A 14,272-nucleotide genomic window follows, 5' to 3' on the forward strand; every position below is an offset into this window, starting at 1 on the left:
GCATCGGATGCTCGCGGTGTCGATGGGTGATCGGCCAGGAGCCCTGCCTCGTGGACGCTCAGTCGGCGTGTTCGGGTGGCCACACCACGGCGAAGTACTCGAAGACGATCTCATCGAGCTCTGACCAGTCGGCGCCGCGGGCAGCGCTCGTCCGTTCCCAATACAGCCGGTGCTGGATCTGCCAGCTGCTCAACGTGCGATCGTCTTCTCCTTCCGCGCGGGCGAACGCGGCGTCGGCCCCGTCGAACGTGTCGATCCGCAGTTGCGTGCTCCGGATCACGATGCGAGGGACGCCGGCCCCGTCGCAGGCGATCCAGTGCGACCCGATGCGGGGGAGGGGGGCACCTCGATGGGTGAACTCCGAGACGAGCTCGGCGGTGGCTCGTTTGGTCCCGGAGAGGACGATTTGCAGCAGTTCGTCGGCGAGCTTCGCGGTGTCGCCGAAGTGCTCCACCGTGTAGTCGGAGTCAACGGCGTCCTGGTGTCGTCGCGATTGCGAGTAGTCCGACCACATGGCGGTCGCGGCTGCGAGGTCGGGGGCTGCGGCAGGGGTCGCGGCGGGAGTCTTGGTCATGGACTCGATCGTGTCAGAGAGTTCGGCAGTGGCGAGGTCAGGGCAAGAGCTACCCGATTCGCGTGCCAGATCGGGCGGACGGGACGCGTCCTCCAGGTGTGGCCTTCGCTAGAACGCGAGCTCGTGCTCGGCCGACGTCTGGAAGGCCTGGAGCATTCGCGCTCGGGTCGCTGACGTCGCCCTGGCCGCTGTCGCCGTGACGATGTCGATCGCGAGATCGGTCGCTTCGGCGAAGGATGGATCGGCGTAGGTATCGAGCCAGTCGCGGAACGGATGCTCGTCGTGGGACAGAGCATGGAGCCGCTGCCCGACGTCTCGGTACAACCAGTAGCAGGGGAGGAGCGCGGCGATGAGCTCGCCGTAGTCCCCGCCTGTCGCGACGTCGGCAAGGTGTCCGAGGTACGCGGTCGTCGCGTCACTCGGCAGAGTCCCGTCTGCGTCGGCGGGCGGGACCCCCCCCTCATGGAGCGCCATCTCGGCCGTGAGGGCCTCCTCGGCTCCGCCCGCCCAGAAAGGCCGGTCGGCGCTGGAAGGAGCGAGGCCGCCGGCCCGGCCGAGGGCTCGCGCGTACTCGCGCAGGTAGAGGGTGTCCTGTGCCAGGTACCACCTGAAGGCGGCCGTGGGCAGAGTCCCGTCGCCGAGCTGGCGAATGAACGCGAGATCGTCGATGGCGGTCCGCGTACCGCTGATGCTGCTCCACCAGCTGGACCTCACGTCGTCGGGGGTCGGTGCCGTGTCGAGACCACCGCGGGACCAGAGGCCGGCGAAATGGTGGACGGGGCCGTGACCCCGTCCCACGTCGAGTTCGTCGGCCCGTCGAAGGCTCTCTCCGAGCCACTCGGTGGCGTTCCGGACGGCTTCGGGCCAGCTGTCTCCGGCTGCGCGGCGGGGGGCGATCGCGGACGACAGCGAACAGCCTGTCCCGTGCGTGTTCTCTGTCAGGACGCGTGACGCGACGTATTCCGTGGCCGTTCCGTCCGGGTTGACGAGGGCGTCGCGAACGTCGGCGCCGTCGAGGTGGCCGCCCTTCGCGAGCACGATCACGTCGTGTCGTCGGGCGAGTTCACGAGCTTGTCCCAGCACTGCCTCCCACGTCGTGGCGGGGATGGTCCCGAGGAGATCCGCCAGTTCCGGCACGTTCGGCGTGACGAGGTCGGCGAGAGGTAGTAGTTCTTTCAGGGCCTGGCCGGCGGCGGCGTCGAGGAGGCGGTCGCCGCTCGTGGCGATCATCACCGGGTCGAGTACGACGACCGGCGGCTGGACCTCCAGCAGCCACGACGAAACGGTGGTGATCGTCTCGGCGTTCGCGAGCATGCCGATCTTGACCGCGTCGATCACGACGTCGTCGCTGACCGCCGTGAGCTGCTGGCCGAGGAACGGGGCCGGGGGTACATGGAGGGCCCTGACCCCCCGGGTGTTCTGAGCGACGAGGGCGGTGACCACGGCCATACCGTAGCCACCGTTGGCGCTGATGCTCTTGAGGTCCGCGTGGATGCCGGCGCCGCCGGTGGGGTCGGTTCCGGCGATGCTGAGCACGCGGGCGATGCCAGCGCTCATGAGCGTCCCGTCCATGCTTCGGCCAGACGCCTGGCTGCTCGCCGAGGGTCGGGATCGCCGCAGATCGACGACACGATCGCCACTCCTGCTGTTTTCCCGCACAGTTCGGCGATCTGGTCGTGGCCGATGCCTCCGATGGCCACGACCGGAACAGGGCTCTGGGCTGCGAGCTCTGCCAATCGGTCGACGCCGAGGGCGTTCTCGGCGTCGGGTTTGGTGTTCGTCAGCCAGACGGGCCCGATGCCGACGTAGTCGGCATGCTGTGCAGCCTGCTCGATCCGCGATGGGGTCGACGCGCTGACGCCGAGAAGGGCTTCCGGGCCGATGAGATCGCGTACGACATCGGCAGGCAGGTCCGACTGCCCCACGTTCACGCCGGAGACGCGGATGCCTCGGGCCCTCGCGGCGAGGAAGACATCGACACGGTCGTTGACCAGCACGGGGACGTGGATGGGAGTGACCTCGGAGATGGCTGCCACGAGATCGAGGAACTGGCCCGCCGGGGAGTCCTTCTCGCGGATCTGCACTGCGCTGACACCGCCGTCGACCGCGGCGGCGACGAGGTCGGGCAACTGGTGTCCGGCCCTCCGGGCGATGACCGTGTCCGTGACGAGATAGAGGGAGAGATCGGGGGTCACGACAGGGCCGCGCGATCGGCGACGGTCGCCGGATCGATGGCCGACAACGCGTCGAGGAGGTGGACGGCGAACGTGCCGGGGCCGGTCGAGCGCTCGGCGGCGACCTCTGCCGCGACGGTGTAGACCGTGACGGCGGCGACCGTCGCCTCGAAGGCGTCGTCGTGGACGGCCGCGAAGGCCGCCATGACCGCTCCGAGAACGCAACCGCCTCCGGTGACCCTCGTGAGCAGGGGGTGCCCGTTCGCGATGCGGACCGTGCGTTGTCCGTCCGTGACGAGATCGACCGGGCCGGAAATGGCGACGACCGTGCCCGCCGAGCGTGCCAGGACCGTCCCGTGTTCCAGGGCCTCGTCGGGGTGGTAAGAGCTGTCGACGCCCCGGCCTCCGGCTCCGCCACCGGCGAGTGCGAGGATCTCGGAGGCGTTGCCTCGCACGATCGTCGGCTGCTTGTCGAGAAGGCGATGCGCGAGGGCGGTGCGGACGGGAAGGGTGCCGATCGCGACGGGATCGAGCACCCACGGGGTCGATGCGTGGCGCGCCGCGTCCGCGGCCTCGAGGGCTGCGGCCATCTGGTCGCTGTGCGGGGTGCCGAGGTTGACGAGAAGACCGCCGGCGAGGGGGGCGAACAAGGCAGCCTCGACGGGGACGTCGACCATGGCGGGGGCTGCACCGAGCGCGAGGAGCGAGTTGGCGGTGACACCTGCCACGACGGAGTTCGTGATGCACTGCACGAGCGGTTCTCGTGCACGGAGTTCGTCGAGTGCGGCTTGGACGATTGGCAGAAGTGCAGGCGCGGTCGTCACGCGAGACATCCCTTCGCTAGTTCTAACTAGATCAGGTTCTACGGGTGTCATCTCAGCCCCTCATGAGGAGGGGCACCCCGTGTCACAGTGGCGCCATCCTGTCATGAATCCGGGACGTGATGACCACTGACGACGGCGTTCAGAGGCCTCTGATCATCGGAGACTCACCTCAGGACGCGCGGCGACGGGTTCCAAGCCAGCACGGCGTCTCGTAGTTCTTGCACCGATTTCTCGCTGTCGAGGCTCAACACCGGCTGGTCGAGCGAGTCGAGCCAGGCGTCGTGTGCGTGACGGCTTCTCCCCGCGAAGGCGGGATCGTCGTAGCCTGCAGCCCATTCGACGAACTCGGTCCATGCCGCGTGGTCGAAGTCGCCCCCGGCCCTCCGCCGAACTTCCCGGGCTTCCAGCCTGCGCAGCCGCTCACGGGGGCCGAGTGTGAGGAAGACCACCGCGTCACATTCCGCGACGATGGGCTCTCCCCACTCCATGACGGAGCCGGACAGGACCCACGCCTTCTTCGGGGCGAACAGCTCCCGCATCAAGGACACCCGAGACGCGGGCGCCCGCTTCTGGACGTAAGGCGGCTCCGTCGGTACGAAGAGGTAGTCGTCGGCGTCGGCATGCGGAACGGACCAATGCTCCGCCAGGGCTCGCCCGAGCGTCGTCGTCCCGCTGCCGCTGGCCCCGGTCACGTGGATCCTCGAAGGCTGCATGGCCTCATTCTCCGATGCGGCCGGTGGTGCACGGGCTTCGTGCGGAACCCCGGGGGTGTGTCGAGATCGTTGGCGGTCCTCTCGCCTGCGCCGCGTCTCCCGGGTGTCGGACCTCGTCGATACCGTTTCGACATGCGCCCCTTCGTCCTCCGCACGCCGATGTCCGACGTCACCGATCTGCGTCGACGCTTGGAAGCCTCTCGATTCCCGCCGTCGCCGATCGGTGATGCCGCAGACGAGAGCAGCATGTCGTTGACGCGGGTCGAATCGGTCGTCGATCGGTGGCGTGACGGGTTCGACTGGGGTGACGTCGAGGACCGTCTCGCCTCGACGCCCCAGTTCGAGACCGACGTCGACAGGCAACGCCTCCACTTCGCCCATCTCCGCGCCGCCAACCCCGCGGTCACGGAACGCCTCGCCGTCGTCGTGTTCCATGGCTGGCCGTACTCGTTCGTCGAGATGCTCCCGATGGCACGGCTCCTCGCCGCGAATCCGGCCGTGGTGTCGCCTGGTCGTGTGATCGGCTTCGACGTCGTCGTGGTGTCGCTACCCGGCTACGGGCACTCCGCAGCCCTCGACGATCGACCCTTCACCGGGCCTGTGGTCGCGCGGCTCATGCAGACGCTCATGACGGACACCCTCGGGTACCAGCGCTACATCACCTACGGGAGGACGTCGGATCCACGACCAGTGATTGGCTCGCCGCCCTGTATCCGGAGTCCGTCCTGGGGCTGTTCGCCACGCACGCCGCCTTCCCGCCGCCGTCACGTCAGCACCAGCTGAGCCAGGACGAGTCGAGCTGGGTCTCCCGACACGAGCAGGACTGGGCCAGGGCGTCGGCCTACGCCGGCCTGCAGTCCACCCGCCCCGAGACGCTCGCCGTGGCGCTGTCCGATTCGCCGGCACCGCGCCCGCGACGGACCGGCCGTCTCGGCTGGGCGACCACCCGCCTGACCGACGCGTCTCTCTGGCGAGCCTTCACGTACCTCCTGGTGGGCTTCGTCGTCACCACGACCGCGTTCGCGGTCTCGGCGGCTCTGCTCGTCACGGCGCTGGGCGCCATGACGCACGCCGTCTGGGGCCGCTACCTGCCCGAGCAGGTCGGGGCAGACGGCCAGCTGCACCGAGGCGCGCAGTTCCTCGGCGTGTTCGTCGACACGACGCCCCGGCAGCTCGCCTTCGCCGGACTCGGCCTCGTCCTGTTCCTCGCCGTCTGGCCGGCTGTGAACCACGGTCTCGGCTCGTTGCAGCGCGTGGTCATCCGCTCGATGCTCGGTGCGAGCGCGCGGGAGCACCGCCTGGCCGAGGTGACCGCCTCCCGCGACGCCGCGGTGGGCGACTCGGACGCGACCCTGCGCCGCATCGAACGCGAGCTGCACGACGGCACCCAGGCGCGCCTGGTCGGCCTGGCCATGACGCTCGGAGACGCCCGGGACCGGCTCCAGGGCGGTCACGAGCCCGCGGGTGTCGAGGGGCTCGTCGCCCAGGCGCACGCCTCCACCAAGGAGGCGCTGGTCGAGTTGCGGGCACTGGCTCGCGGCATCCATCCTCCGGTCCTCGACGAGGGCCTCGAGGCCGGGCTCTCCTCCGCGTGCTCTCGGACCCCTTTCCCCGTCGCGCTCCGGGTGGATCTGCCCACGCGACCGTCCCCGGTCGTGGAGAGCCTCGCCTACTTCGGAGTCCTGGAACTGCTGACGAACGTGTCCAAGCACTCGCAGGCGACCGCGGCGACGGTGGACGTCGACCAGGACGGACCTGACCTCCACGTGACGGTGACCGACGACGGAACGGGCGGCGCACACGTCTCGCTCACCCACGCCGCCGGTCAGGGCACCGGTCTCGCGGGGCTGCTCGAGCGCCTCCGCGCGGTCGACGGCCGGCTCGAGATCGACAGCCCGACCGGCGGGCCGACGACGATCCGGATGACGATGCCGTGGCGGCGACCCTCGTGAGGGTCGTCATCGCCGACGACAACACGATCGTCCGTGAGGGCCTCGCCGCTCTGCTGCGAGGGCGGGGGCACGAGGTCGTCACCGCGGTCGAGGAGGGTACGGCCGTCCTCCCGGTCCTCGTCGATCACGAGGTGGACGTCGTCGTGATGGACATCCGGATGCCCCCGACCCACACGGACGAGGGCGTCCGGGCCGCGATCCAGGTCAAGACCCTCCACCCGGGGGTCGGGGTGTTGCTGTTCTCCCAGTACGCGGAGGTGCGATGGGCGAGGACGCTGCTCGACGTCGCGACCGTCGGCGTGGGGTATCTGCTCAAGGACCGTGTCGCCGAGGTCACGACCTTCATCGACTCGCTGCAGCAGGTCGCCGCCGGGCACGTCGTGCTCGACCCCGAGGTCGCTGCCGCGCTCGTCCAGGCGCCGCGTCCCCTGCGGGACCGGTTGGGTCGGTTGACCGCCCGCGAGACCGACGTCCTCCGACTCATGGCCGAAGGGCGATCCAACACGGCGATCGCCGACTCGCTGCACCTCTCGTCAGGAACCGTCGAGAAGCACGTGACCGCCGTCTTCGCCAAGCTCGGCCTGGAGGCCACGCCGTCCGACCACCGACGAGTCCTCGCCGTCCTGCGCTTCCTCGCCGCATGACGAGCTTCTAGCGTTGCGAAAGGTCGTCGCGTCAGACGATCGGGTTTCGGACAGGGCCGGTCAGGTCAGGCGAAGCGGCTTCTGATGTCCTTCTCGAGCTGAGTGAAACGCTGCTCGTAGGCCTGGTAGTGCCACCTGGTGGCAAATCCGTAAGTGCCTTCGTCGCTCGTCATCTCGAGGTGGATGCCACTGCCACTGCCGTTCTCCGTGATCGACCAGCTGACGATCATGGGAAGTCGTTTCTTGCCGGCATTCATCACGCCGCCAAACATTCGGTAGGCGACTCGGGAGCCCGCCTTCACGCTGCCCGTGCGAGCGGTCGTCGTGGGCCGGTGAGTCAGCTCGTGAAGGAAGTCAGCGACACGGTCGGCCACGTCGTGAGGCGCGACGCGAGTCGTGAGGTGCACGTTGCGCTGGACAGGCTAAAGAGGCATGGCTCTTCTTACCTGACGTGGACACATCAGGGAACACGAAGATGTCCGATAGGGGATCGGCTACCGGATTGCCCTCCAGGTCTCGGACGCTAGCAAAAGTGTCAAATGAGATCGCGGGGCCATAGCTCTCACGACTTAGTGCGAGTGCCGTGGCGGCGGAGTGTCCGGACGAATGAGATGTCGAGGACGACACCGACGACGACGACGCCTGCCCCGATGAGGGCGTCAGGTCCGGTGAGCCCCTGGGTGATCGTGTAGATCGCGGCTCCAACAACGATACCTGTGCACACGATTACGTTGAACCAGGCTCCAAGAAGTCCGCCCGGAGCCTCACGTCTTGTGTTGTCCTCAGGGGTCACGAGGGGTTCCAACCTCGTTCGATCGCGAGCATCACGAATCCGATGCCGAAGACAAGCCAAGAGGCGATGATCCAAGGGAAGACGATGTGTTTACGGCCCTGGTAGATCGGGCCGCCCTCTCGGCGGTGGTGGACGAGTTCGTAGATCACGCCACTGCCGAAGCCTGCAAAACCAAGCACGACGAATACGAATGGCAGCACGTGAGATCGTCCTTCGGTCGACGGTAAGGGGCGAGACAGGGACGAGGCGCCCTCAGCAACCAAACCATAATCCAGGGAATCGACGCGCCCAATAGGGGATCGGTTTTTGCGACACGAGCTCGGGCCACGCACCCTCTCGCCATTCAGCTCGCGACGAAGAAGACTGCAATGCACACCGCTCCGAGGCCCAGGGCGCAGTAACCGAAAAAGCGAACAGGTCGTCGAACGGCTTCACCGCCGACTCGGCCGGACGGTGTCCTGAAGTTGTCGCCGAACACACTGAGGGCCGCGTCGGTTTTGAACAGAACAAGGAGGCCAAGCGTTATGGCAAGAGCCGCGACTAGTAGGGCAGGCCAGGCATCCATGAGGCAAGCTTGGCACGTTGCCCTCGCGTGAGTAGGTGAAAGTAGATCGACGTAGGCTCACGTCCTTTGGGCGCCCGATAGACGATCGGCTACTGGCCGTCAGGGTCTTGGTAGGAGCCGAGATCGATCGTCGCTCGTTTGCCCTCGTTGTCTGTGGCCGTGATGTCGAGCGAGGCACTGCCGTCTGGGGTGGAAGCGGTCAAGAACACCAAGGTGCCGAGTTGGTCAGTCGTCGTGACAATGACGTCGGCGGGGTCGACCGTCGCGAAGGCGTTCGCGATGGTGTGGACGTCAGTCATCGTGTACTCGAATCCCGGCGTCACGTAGCGGCAGACGTCACGTGTGTCCGACGCGTCCCTGGAAGCCGAGATCAAGGCCCTCAAGGCCGCTTCGGACGTGTGGACCCCGTGGCCGCAACTCATTGACTGAACGGCGACGATGGTGGTGCCGATGAGGACGACCGAGCCTCCCAGCGCTGCCCAATGAAGGCCCGTGCGTCGAGGCGAGGCAACGGTGTCCGCGGAGTCCATGGGGATGAACGTAGCGGTATGCCAGGCCTGTCTCGATAGACCATCGGTCACTGGTCGAGGCAGCCCCAGGCATCATTGAGGGCATGAGAGCGGGGACAGTTACCTACAGGAAGACCCTCGCCGGTGTCGTGGCTGTCCTCAGCGATGTGGACCCGTTGGGTCTCGAGCCTGGTTCGCCGGACGGTGCCCCGTCGGATGAGTACGAGATGGAGGCGGTCGACCTGGTTCGCATTCTTCTCAAGGCCGGCGCCGTCACGACCCTTGATGTCGAGGCGGTCTGGATGCGTTGGTTCTCGGAGTCGCTTGTCCTGCGACTCGGACCGCCCCGGATGGCGCAGCTGATTGATCGCTTGAACGAACTCGTGGACGACGCCCGATAGGGGATGGTCGAGCGGTCATGAGGGGGAGATGGCTGCGGCTTCGGAAGCGTGACGTGTCCAGGGTCAAAACGGAGGACCGTTGATTGTCCAATCAACGGCTTCAATGAGAGTTGCTGTGATGTAAACCACCGGGACCGTGAGCAGCCCGGTGAAGAGCGAGGCAGCCGCCCAGCCTCGGCGGCTTCTCTTCCAGACTCCACTAGCACGCCAAGCGATGGCCGCGCCGGTAGCTCCGAGTGCCGGCGGTCCTATGAGCAGCCATCCGAAGGAAGCGTGATCGCCGGCCGTGACTGAGTAGACGAACGGGAACACGACCGCCGCAATCATGAGCGCGATCGTCAGCAGGGGGATGCGTCGTGCAGTGTGGTCGCCCGTGGTCGGACCTGATTCATCCACGTAGGGCCGTTCTGTCGAGGTGCAGGCTAGGACTTCAGTCCTTGACCCTACGGCTCGGGCTGGTACGCGTCGTCGGGAACGAGCGACTGTCTCGATAGCCGATCGATCATCGAGATCCGTTTTGGACTGACCTATTGAGACAGCCGGCGCCCCGTAGCTGCGGGGGAGTGGCTAGCCTCCGCCTTGGATCGGCGACCGATCGCCTACAGGGCACCCTGTTCATCCATCCACCGGCGAATCGTCATGGCCGCGGCACGCCGCAATTTCGCGCCGCTGCTCCGTGTGAGTGTGTCGCCGGGAGTGCTGAAGGCCAATACCTCGAAAGATCGCCCGAGACTGTCTCCGGGAACCCTGTAATTGACGATCAAAGGCGCTTCGCTGACGTCGGTGATCCATGCTCGATCAATTGTTCGGGAGAAAAGAAACTCGTGGGAGACCAGGCGATCGTTATGTAAATAAAGACCAACATGAAGTGCCCGGACGCCGAGCCAAGTCCCTGCCAGTAGCAGCACTGCCGCAACCACGTAGACGGTCACGTTGCCGGATGCCAGAAAGGCGAAGCTTGTGCCAGCGGCTATGGCAATGGCCCCTAGTGCCAGCATGCCGACTCGGGTGCATCGGGCCGGCCGCAGCGTCCGCATGGCTTGGCGTTGTGAGCTCGGCTTCACTTCTTCTGATGTTTCAGAACGAGCCCCACAACGACAGCGCCGATCACGGACAGGCCGAAGATAGACCAGCCAGCCAACGGGTAGGCGTCGAGGAAGGGGTTCACGTCCCCGTTCATACCTCAGGACCGTTTGTTGTGCCCACTTGTTGAGTAGCCAGTTGCTGGATGGTCGGCTGTCCCATTTGGGGATCGGCTACCGAGAGCACATGCTGCCTTGGGTGAAGACCCGTAAGACAAAGCTGTACTTGCACGACGAACGCGGCGGGGAGAAGGTGATCCTATGAGCGACTTCATTCCCGCATGGACGGCCCTCGGAGCAGGCATCGCGCAGGGCGACAAGGAACGAAACGAGAAGAACACAGCCGACGCTGCGCAGGTCGATCCAGGCAAAGATGAAGACACCGCCGAACCCGACGAGTAACGCCCGGTAGGCGATCGGCTACCGGCCGAAGGTCTTGGACGTCTGAGGCCTAGGAAAGTCTCCCTTGGGGGGAGGGAGGGGTGCTAGTGGTCTGTGCCCTGAGAGAGGAGATTCGGCTCAATCCTCGACGGGCACGGAACATGACATTGACGGTCAGTACACCCCAGAGCACACCGGGCAACACGGCCAAGATGATGCTGGCTACACCTTCAGCCGCTCTGACGCGGTCCACGGCCCACACGCTCCAGATGAAGAACAGGCCGAGGTAAAGCCACCGGGCCCGGAGCACATCCTCGATCCGTTGGAGCGACGTCCTGAGCTGCGCTGGAGACATGTGTGCAGGCATGGGTCCACCGGCGACCCATCGCCGGACAGCAACGTAGTTTGGCCTGCCGCCTTCTCGCCCCCAGACCCAAAAGCCCAGGCCAATGGCGACGGCTACAGCTAGGACCGCGACCGTCAGAGTGGGTGTCAACCCGAGATCTGTGAAGTGCGCTGCACGAAAGAGCAGCCACAGGCACACTGCCGCCAGGGCGCCGAGACAGAGATGAGCTACTCCGGCGAAACCGATCGAAGCACGACGCGTGGGCATAACTGCAATCTATTCTCCGGGCGTGAGCCCGAACGGTTTAGGTGTCTTATCTCGCTTTAGGGAGATTGGATAAAGCCGGCGCAGGAGTTCAAGGGTGTCCCTATGGACGATCGGCCATCAGACGCTTAGGCCGTTGTGCTCGACGCGGCTTATGCCCCTAGGCAAGTGGCGGAACAAAGCAGGGCCCGACCATCGGCTGATGGTCGGGCCCTGCTGTGAGGGGATGCTCGGGTCAGCCCTTCACATTTCGCGGGTCATTGCCCGGCGCGATTGTGTCCTTCGCTCGCACTTGGCCCTGCCGATCGTGGACGGAGAGTTCCCCGCCACCCTGGTTGCCGATGATCTGCCGCGCGCGGTCGATCGCCGCAGCTTGGGTGTCGGTGTGTGCCGAGGCGCGCGTTCCACCGCCTCGTACGTCCCAACCGCCGTTCGGGTTGGGCACCACGTTCCTGTTCGTACTCATGTTCACCTCCTTCGTCACACCCAAGGTAAACCAAATGATCGAAACTCAACATTATGCAGGCCGCGTGGCAGGTTACGGGCGTGTGAATGTATGCGGCCTTTGATGATTGGGGGATGGGACGGCCATACAAAGGGGCGGAGGCTTAGCGCTTCCGGCGTGACCTGAGCACGAGAACGACGCCGTAGATCGTGGCCCCGATGCCTAGTAGCACGAAGAGGAACTCGAGGCCCCTGGTCGACGGAGGCGTACGGTCGGCCGCCACGAGTGCCAACCAGCCAATCCCGAGCAAGAGCGAGAAGAGCCCCATGACTATCCAGTAGATGGGTCGCGGGTCGCGGCCGTCCAGCAGCTTGTCGTTCCACATGCACTAAGCGTGACACCGCGGCGCATGCAAGGCGGTGGTGGGTTCCGATAGGGGATCCGCAACCGGTGCTCTGGGCCGTTTTGACTAGTGCTCGTGGGCGGGTCCATAAACCTGATTCCGGTCTGGCGGGGCATCTCGTGGCAGATCGATGTGGGGTGAGCAGATCGGTGGGTTGCATGGATGACGGTCGACGTCTCGGTTTGTGCCTGGATGAGCGGGTTGACGAGTTCGCGTTGCTCCTGGGCGGGGCCCCGATGGATGGCATCGACGATAAGTCGCAGGCGTGGCTCCGCATGCAGTACGCCGAGATCGTTCCTCTTGTCCTCCCACATGCGCTCCGGTCCGTCGAGAGTGGTGAGCCGCTGCCACCGGAGTGCTTGAGCGCGCTCCGAGACGCCGCGGCCCGGGCGGCCGGCAGGCCCGGAGCACGATTTTCGACTGTCCTCAGAGGTGCGTTCCCCGCGCTCCAGGTGTTCTCCGTCGTGATTCACGGCACCGTCCGGGTGGACGCGTCTTGCCTTGTCCTGGCCATGACGCGGGGTGCACGAGTCGCTCATGAGCTCGGATCGTGCTGGGCCGAGAGCTGGCTGAACGCGACCTCAGGGGTGGATCGCCACCTAAAAGCGGCCGCCCGGGTGTCGGTGTCCTGCAACGCCGACGTGGCTGAAGCGCCGATCGAGCTGGTCACGACGGACACCGAGCTCGATGAGGCGGAGCAACGCATGCTGACCCTGACCGCGTACGGGCTGTCGAATGCAGAAATCGCCCAGGCGACCAGCTACAGCCGACAAGCTGTGGGCTGGCATCTTGGCAAGCTGATGCGTGCATGGAAGGCTCCGAACCGAACCGAACCGCACTTGTCGCAGTCGCTTTTGTCAAGGGCGTCATCGTCGCCAAAATCGCCAAGCCGTCGGCGACGAAAGCCATACAGGCCGAGACGCCGCCGCCACCGCCACCGCCACCCGGTCCGGAAAGGTGAAAGGGGCTGGAGAACGACGTCGTTCTCCAGCCCCTTACTTCGCGGCGTTCCGGTCAGGCCGGGACGACGAAGTCCTCGGCGCAGGAGACCTCGTCCTGCCCCTTCTCGGTATAGCCATCGGGCACGGTGCGGGTGACGCCTTCGATGTAGTGCGCTTCGGTGCCGGTGAGGACGCTGCCGTCGTTGTTGGTCTCGTAGACGTTCACATCGACGCGGATGCGTCCGGTCTGGTCGACGAAGCCCGTCCCCTGGGTCAGAGCGGTCTTCCGGCCCGGGTTGGCCGTGACTGTGTCGCGGCGTTCGTTCGTGGTGGTTCGGGTCTGCGAGTACTCGGCGCCGCCTTCGATCTTCAGGACTTCTTTGATCTCAAGGCCTACAGAGCCGCCGGTCTTCCAGGTCTCGGAGAAGGAGCGGACGTCGCCGACCTGTGACGTGATGGGGGTGGTGGTGCCTTCGTTGCAGTTGGAGACGGGCTCGCCGTATCGCAGCCATTCGACGTGTCGTGGGCCCTCGCTCTGGACTTCGAACGTGCAGTCGCCCTCGAGCCCCTCGGTCTGCCCGGTCGGGTCGCCGTTGCAGACCTTCTGGAGGTTCTCGGCGCTGTAGGCGTCGGCGGCGGATGCGCTCGAGACAGGGAACAGTGCCCCGGCCAGCGCGAGCGCGGCTGCTCCGGCGGCCACCCCGAGGCCTCGCCTGCGGGTGGTGGGAACGGTGACGGTGTCTTCTGTGCTGCGGGTGTGGATGGTCATGTGCCTTGTCCTTTCGCCGTGCGAGTGATCGTCTGGCCGACCTTGTCGTGTCGATCCGGATACCGACTCTGCCCCTTGGTGGCACTCCGGGGCATCTCAGTAGCCTCTTCATTAGTCGATCGACTCATACGCCGGAGAATGGCCGCTGACATGCGCTAAAGGCAGGCCCAGAAGCCCCGTCGGTGGGGTCTCATCAGGCAGGTGGAGGAGTGCAACGCACGGGGGTCCGAAGGGGCTGCTACTCGATACCCGCCAGCTGCTGACTCGGGTAGCGGGCACCTGGCGGTTCGGGTGGTCAGGTGCCCGCCGGTTCGCAGCCCTCTAGGGGTAGGGCTGCTTGCGTCCTCGAAATCAACGGGTGAGACCACGAGGGCGCAAGATCATGCAGCTAACTCAGCGTGGTCTGGGCTGATGCGGTGAGCGTAGTCCCGTGGCCGGCCGATTCCTAGACCTTGGATGGGACCGGCGGGGTCAGTCTGTCACTGTCCCCGC

General features: G+C 66.0%; 19 protein-coding genes and 1 riboswitch. Of the genes, 6 read left to right on the top strand and 13 right to left on the bottom strand.

Going from position 1 to position 14,272, the window contains the following annotated elements:
- Window positions 1-58: 58 nt before the first annotated feature.
- The 5 genes from AEQ27_RS09445 to AEQ27_RS09465 form a co-directional block, all read right to left on the bottom strand.
- Window positions 59-574: an ASCH domain-containing protein gene (locus AEQ27_RS09445; RefSeq protein WP_054146412.1), complete on the bottom strand. Its 516-nt coding sequence runs from the start codon at window positions 572-574 to the stop codon at window positions 59-61.
- 108 nt (window positions 575-682) lie between these two features.
- A complete protein-coding gene (locus AEQ27_RS09450; RefSeq protein ID WP_152970273.1) occupies window positions 683-2,146 on the bottom strand; it encodes a bifunctional hydroxymethylpyrimidine kinase/phosphomethylpyrimidine kinase in 1,464 nt (487 codons plus the stop codon).
- Window positions 2,128-2,769 (bottom strand): thiamine phosphate synthase, encoded by a 642-nt coding sequence (gene thiE / locus AEQ27_RS09455; protein ID WP_054146413.1) that lies wholly within the window; start codon window positions 2,767-2,769, stop codon window positions 2,128-2,130. The genes AEQ27_RS09450 and thiE overlap by 19 nt, the downstream gene beginning before the upstream one ends.
- Window positions 2,766-3,581, bottom strand: a complete 816-nt coding sequence (gene thiM / locus AEQ27_RS09460; RefSeq protein ID WP_152970274.1) for a hydroxyethylthiazole kinase — start codon at window positions 3,579-3,581, stop codon at window positions 2,766-2,768. The genes thiE and thiM overlap by 4 nt, the downstream gene beginning before the upstream one ends.
- Window positions 3,564-3,662, bottom strand: a riboswitch (TPP riboswitch). It overlaps the preceding gene by 18 nt.
- Before the next feature lie 74 nt (window positions 3,663-3,736).
- Window positions 3,737-4,264, bottom strand: a complete 528-nt coding sequence (locus AEQ27_RS09465) for a hypothetical protein (protein ID WP_235451045.1) — start codon at window positions 4,262-4,264, stop codon at window positions 3,737-3,739.
- A gap of 153 nt (window positions 4,265-4,417) precedes the next feature.
- Between AEQ27_RS09465 and AEQ27_RS09470 the strand changes: the two genes are divergently transcribed.
- From AEQ27_RS09470 to AEQ27_RS09480, 3 genes are all read left to right on the top strand, one after another.
- The gene (locus AEQ27_RS09470) at window positions 4,418-5,068 is read left to right on the top strand and encodes an epoxide hydrolase family protein (RefSeq protein ID WP_054146415.1); all 651 of its coding nucleotides are present in this window, start codon (window positions 4,418-4,420) and stop codon (window positions 5,066-5,068) included.
- A gap of 98 nt (window positions 5,069-5,166) precedes the next feature.
- Window positions 5,167-6,237 (top strand): sensor histidine kinase, encoded by a 1,071-nt coding sequence (locus AEQ27_RS09475; protein ID WP_054146416.1) that lies wholly within the window; start codon window positions 5,167-5,169, stop codon window positions 6,235-6,237.
- Complete coding sequence (locus tag AEQ27_RS09480) at window positions 6,219-6,881, top strand: response regulator transcription factor (RefSeq protein WP_235451046.1); 663 nt, start codon at window positions 6,219-6,221, stop codon at window positions 6,879-6,881. Before AEQ27_RS09475 ends, AEQ27_RS09480 begins: the two co-directional genes overlap by 19 nt.
- A 65-nt stretch (window positions 6,882-6,946) precedes the next feature.
- Here the strand turns inward: AEQ27_RS09480 and AEQ27_RS09485 are convergent, their stop codons facing one another.
- The 4 genes from AEQ27_RS09485 to AEQ27_RS09490 form a co-directional block, all read right to left on the bottom strand.
- Window positions 6,947-7,255, bottom strand: coding sequence for a hypothetical protein (locus tag AEQ27_RS09485; RefSeq protein ID WP_152970275.1), 309 nt, complete (start codon window positions 7,253-7,255; stop codon window positions 6,947-6,949).
- 188 nt (window positions 7,256-7,443) lie between these two features.
- Window positions 7,444-7,674 (bottom strand): hypothetical protein, encoded by a 231-nt coding sequence (locus tag AEQ27_RS17220; protein WP_152970276.1) that lies wholly within the window; start codon window positions 7,672-7,674, stop codon window positions 7,444-7,446.
- On the bottom strand, window positions 7,671-7,874 hold the full coding sequence (locus AEQ27_RS17225; protein ID WP_143048754.1) for a hypothetical protein: 204 nt from the start codon (window positions 7,872-7,874) through the stop codon (window positions 7,671-7,673). Before AEQ27_RS17225 ends, AEQ27_RS17220 begins: the two co-directional genes overlap by 4 nt.
- 454 nt (window positions 7,875-8,328) lie before the next feature.
- Window positions 8,329-8,769: a hypothetical protein gene (locus AEQ27_RS09490; protein WP_054146418.1), complete on the bottom strand. Its 441-nt coding sequence runs from the start codon at window positions 8,767-8,769 to the stop codon at window positions 8,329-8,331.
- A 128-nt stretch (window positions 8,770-8,897) separates the two neighbouring features.
- Here AEQ27_RS09490 and AEQ27_RS09495 point away from each other — a divergent pair, with 128 nt between their 5' ends.
- Window positions 8,898-9,149 carry a hypothetical protein gene (locus tag AEQ27_RS09495; RefSeq protein WP_152970277.1) on the top strand — a complete coding sequence of 84 codons (252 nt, stop codon included), beginning with the start codon at window positions 8,898-8,900 and terminating at the stop codon, window positions 9,147-9,149.
- Window positions 9,150-9,748: 599 nt separating this feature from the next.
- On the opposite strand, the gene AEQ27_RS17230 is transcribed toward AEQ27_RS09495, so the two are convergent.
- Window positions 9,749-10,213, bottom strand: coding sequence for a hypothetical protein (locus AEQ27_RS17230; RefSeq protein ID WP_161805517.1), 465 nt, complete (start codon window positions 10,211-10,213; stop codon window positions 9,749-9,751).
- Between the two features lie 279 nt (window positions 10,214-10,492).
- On the opposite strand from AEQ27_RS17230, the gene AEQ27_RS17780 reads away from it, so the two are divergent.
- Entirely contained in the window at window positions 10,493-10,633 is a 141-nt protein-coding gene (locus AEQ27_RS17780; RefSeq protein WP_161805518.1) for a hypothetical protein, read from the top strand.
- Between the two features lie 824 nt (window positions 10,634-11,457).
- Here the strand turns inward: AEQ27_RS17780 and AEQ27_RS16590 are convergent.
- Together AEQ27_RS16590 and AEQ27_RS09500 are read right to left on the bottom strand one after the other, a co-directional pair.
- On the bottom strand, window positions 11,458-11,688 hold the full coding sequence (locus tag AEQ27_RS16590) for a DUF2188 domain-containing protein (RefSeq protein ID WP_082383405.1): 231 nt from the start codon (window positions 11,686-11,688) through the stop codon (window positions 11,458-11,460).
- A 142-nt stretch (window positions 11,689-11,830) separates the two neighbouring features.
- Window positions 11,831-12,052, bottom strand: coding sequence for a hypothetical protein (locus tag AEQ27_RS09500; RefSeq protein ID WP_054146420.1), 222 nt, complete (start codon window positions 12,050-12,052; stop codon window positions 11,831-11,833).
- Between the two features lie 530 nt (window positions 12,053-12,582).
- On the opposite strand from AEQ27_RS09500, the gene AEQ27_RS18755 reads away from it, so the two are divergent.
- A complete protein-coding gene (locus tag AEQ27_RS18755) occupies window positions 12,583-13,167 on the top strand; it encodes a LuxR C-terminal-related transcriptional regulator (RefSeq protein WP_369813627.1) in 585 nt (194 codons plus the stop codon).
- On the opposite strand, the gene AEQ27_RS09505 is transcribed toward AEQ27_RS18755, so the two are convergent.
- Entirely contained in the window at window positions 13,085-13,711 is a 627-nt protein-coding gene (locus AEQ27_RS09505; protein WP_161805520.1) for a hypothetical protein, read from the bottom strand. The two genes, AEQ27_RS18755 and AEQ27_RS09505, sit on opposite strands and share 83 nt — an antisense overlap.
- Window positions 13,712-14,272: the final 561 nt, after the last annotated feature.

This window comes from Frigoribacterium sp. RIT-PI-h, from assembly GCF_001297205.1.
Classification (GTDB): Bacteria; Actinomycetota; Actinomycetes; order Actinomycetales; family Microbacteriaceae; genus Frigoribacterium.

What these genes read in the sequence shown, in the direction of transcription:
- AEQ27_RS09445 (WP_054146412.1), bottom strand. Translation starts at nt 574, where the DNA reads ATGACCAAGACTCCCGCCGCGACCCCTGCCGCAGCCCCCGACCTCGCA.
- AEQ27_RS09450 (WP_152970273.1), bottom strand. Translation starts at nt 2,146, where the DNA reads ATGGACGGGACGCTCATGAGCGCTGGCATCGCCCGCGTGCTCAGCATC.
- thiM (WP_152970274.1), bottom strand. Translation starts at nt 3,581, where the DNA reads ATGTCTCGCGTGACGACCGCGCCTGCACTTCTGCCAATCGTCCAAGCC.
- AEQ27_RS09470 (WP_054146415.1), top strand. Translation starts at nt 4,418, where the DNA reads ATGCGCCCCTTCGTCCTCCGCACGCCGATGTCCGACGTCACCGATCTG.
- AEQ27_RS09490 (WP_054146418.1), bottom strand. Translation starts at nt 8,769, where the DNA reads ATGGACTCCGCGGACACCGTTGCCTCGCCTCGACGCACGGGCCTTCAT.
- AEQ27_RS17780 (WP_161805518.1), top strand. Translation starts at nt 10,493, where the DNA reads ATGAGCGACTTCATTCCCGCATGGACGGCCCTCGGAGCAGGCATCGCG.
- AEQ27_RS16590 (WP_082383405.1), bottom strand. Translation starts at nt 11,688, where the DNA reads ATGAGTACGAACAGGAACGTGGTGCCCAACCCGAACGGCGGTTGGGAC.
- AEQ27_RS09500 (WP_054146420.1), bottom strand. Translation starts at nt 12,052, where the DNA reads ATGTGGAACGACAAGCTGCTGGACGGCCGCGACCCGCGACCCATCTAC.
- AEQ27_RS18755 (WP_369813627.1), top strand. Translation starts at nt 12,583, where the DNA reads ATGACGCGGGGTGCACGAGTCGCTCATGAGCTCGGATCGTGCTGGGCC.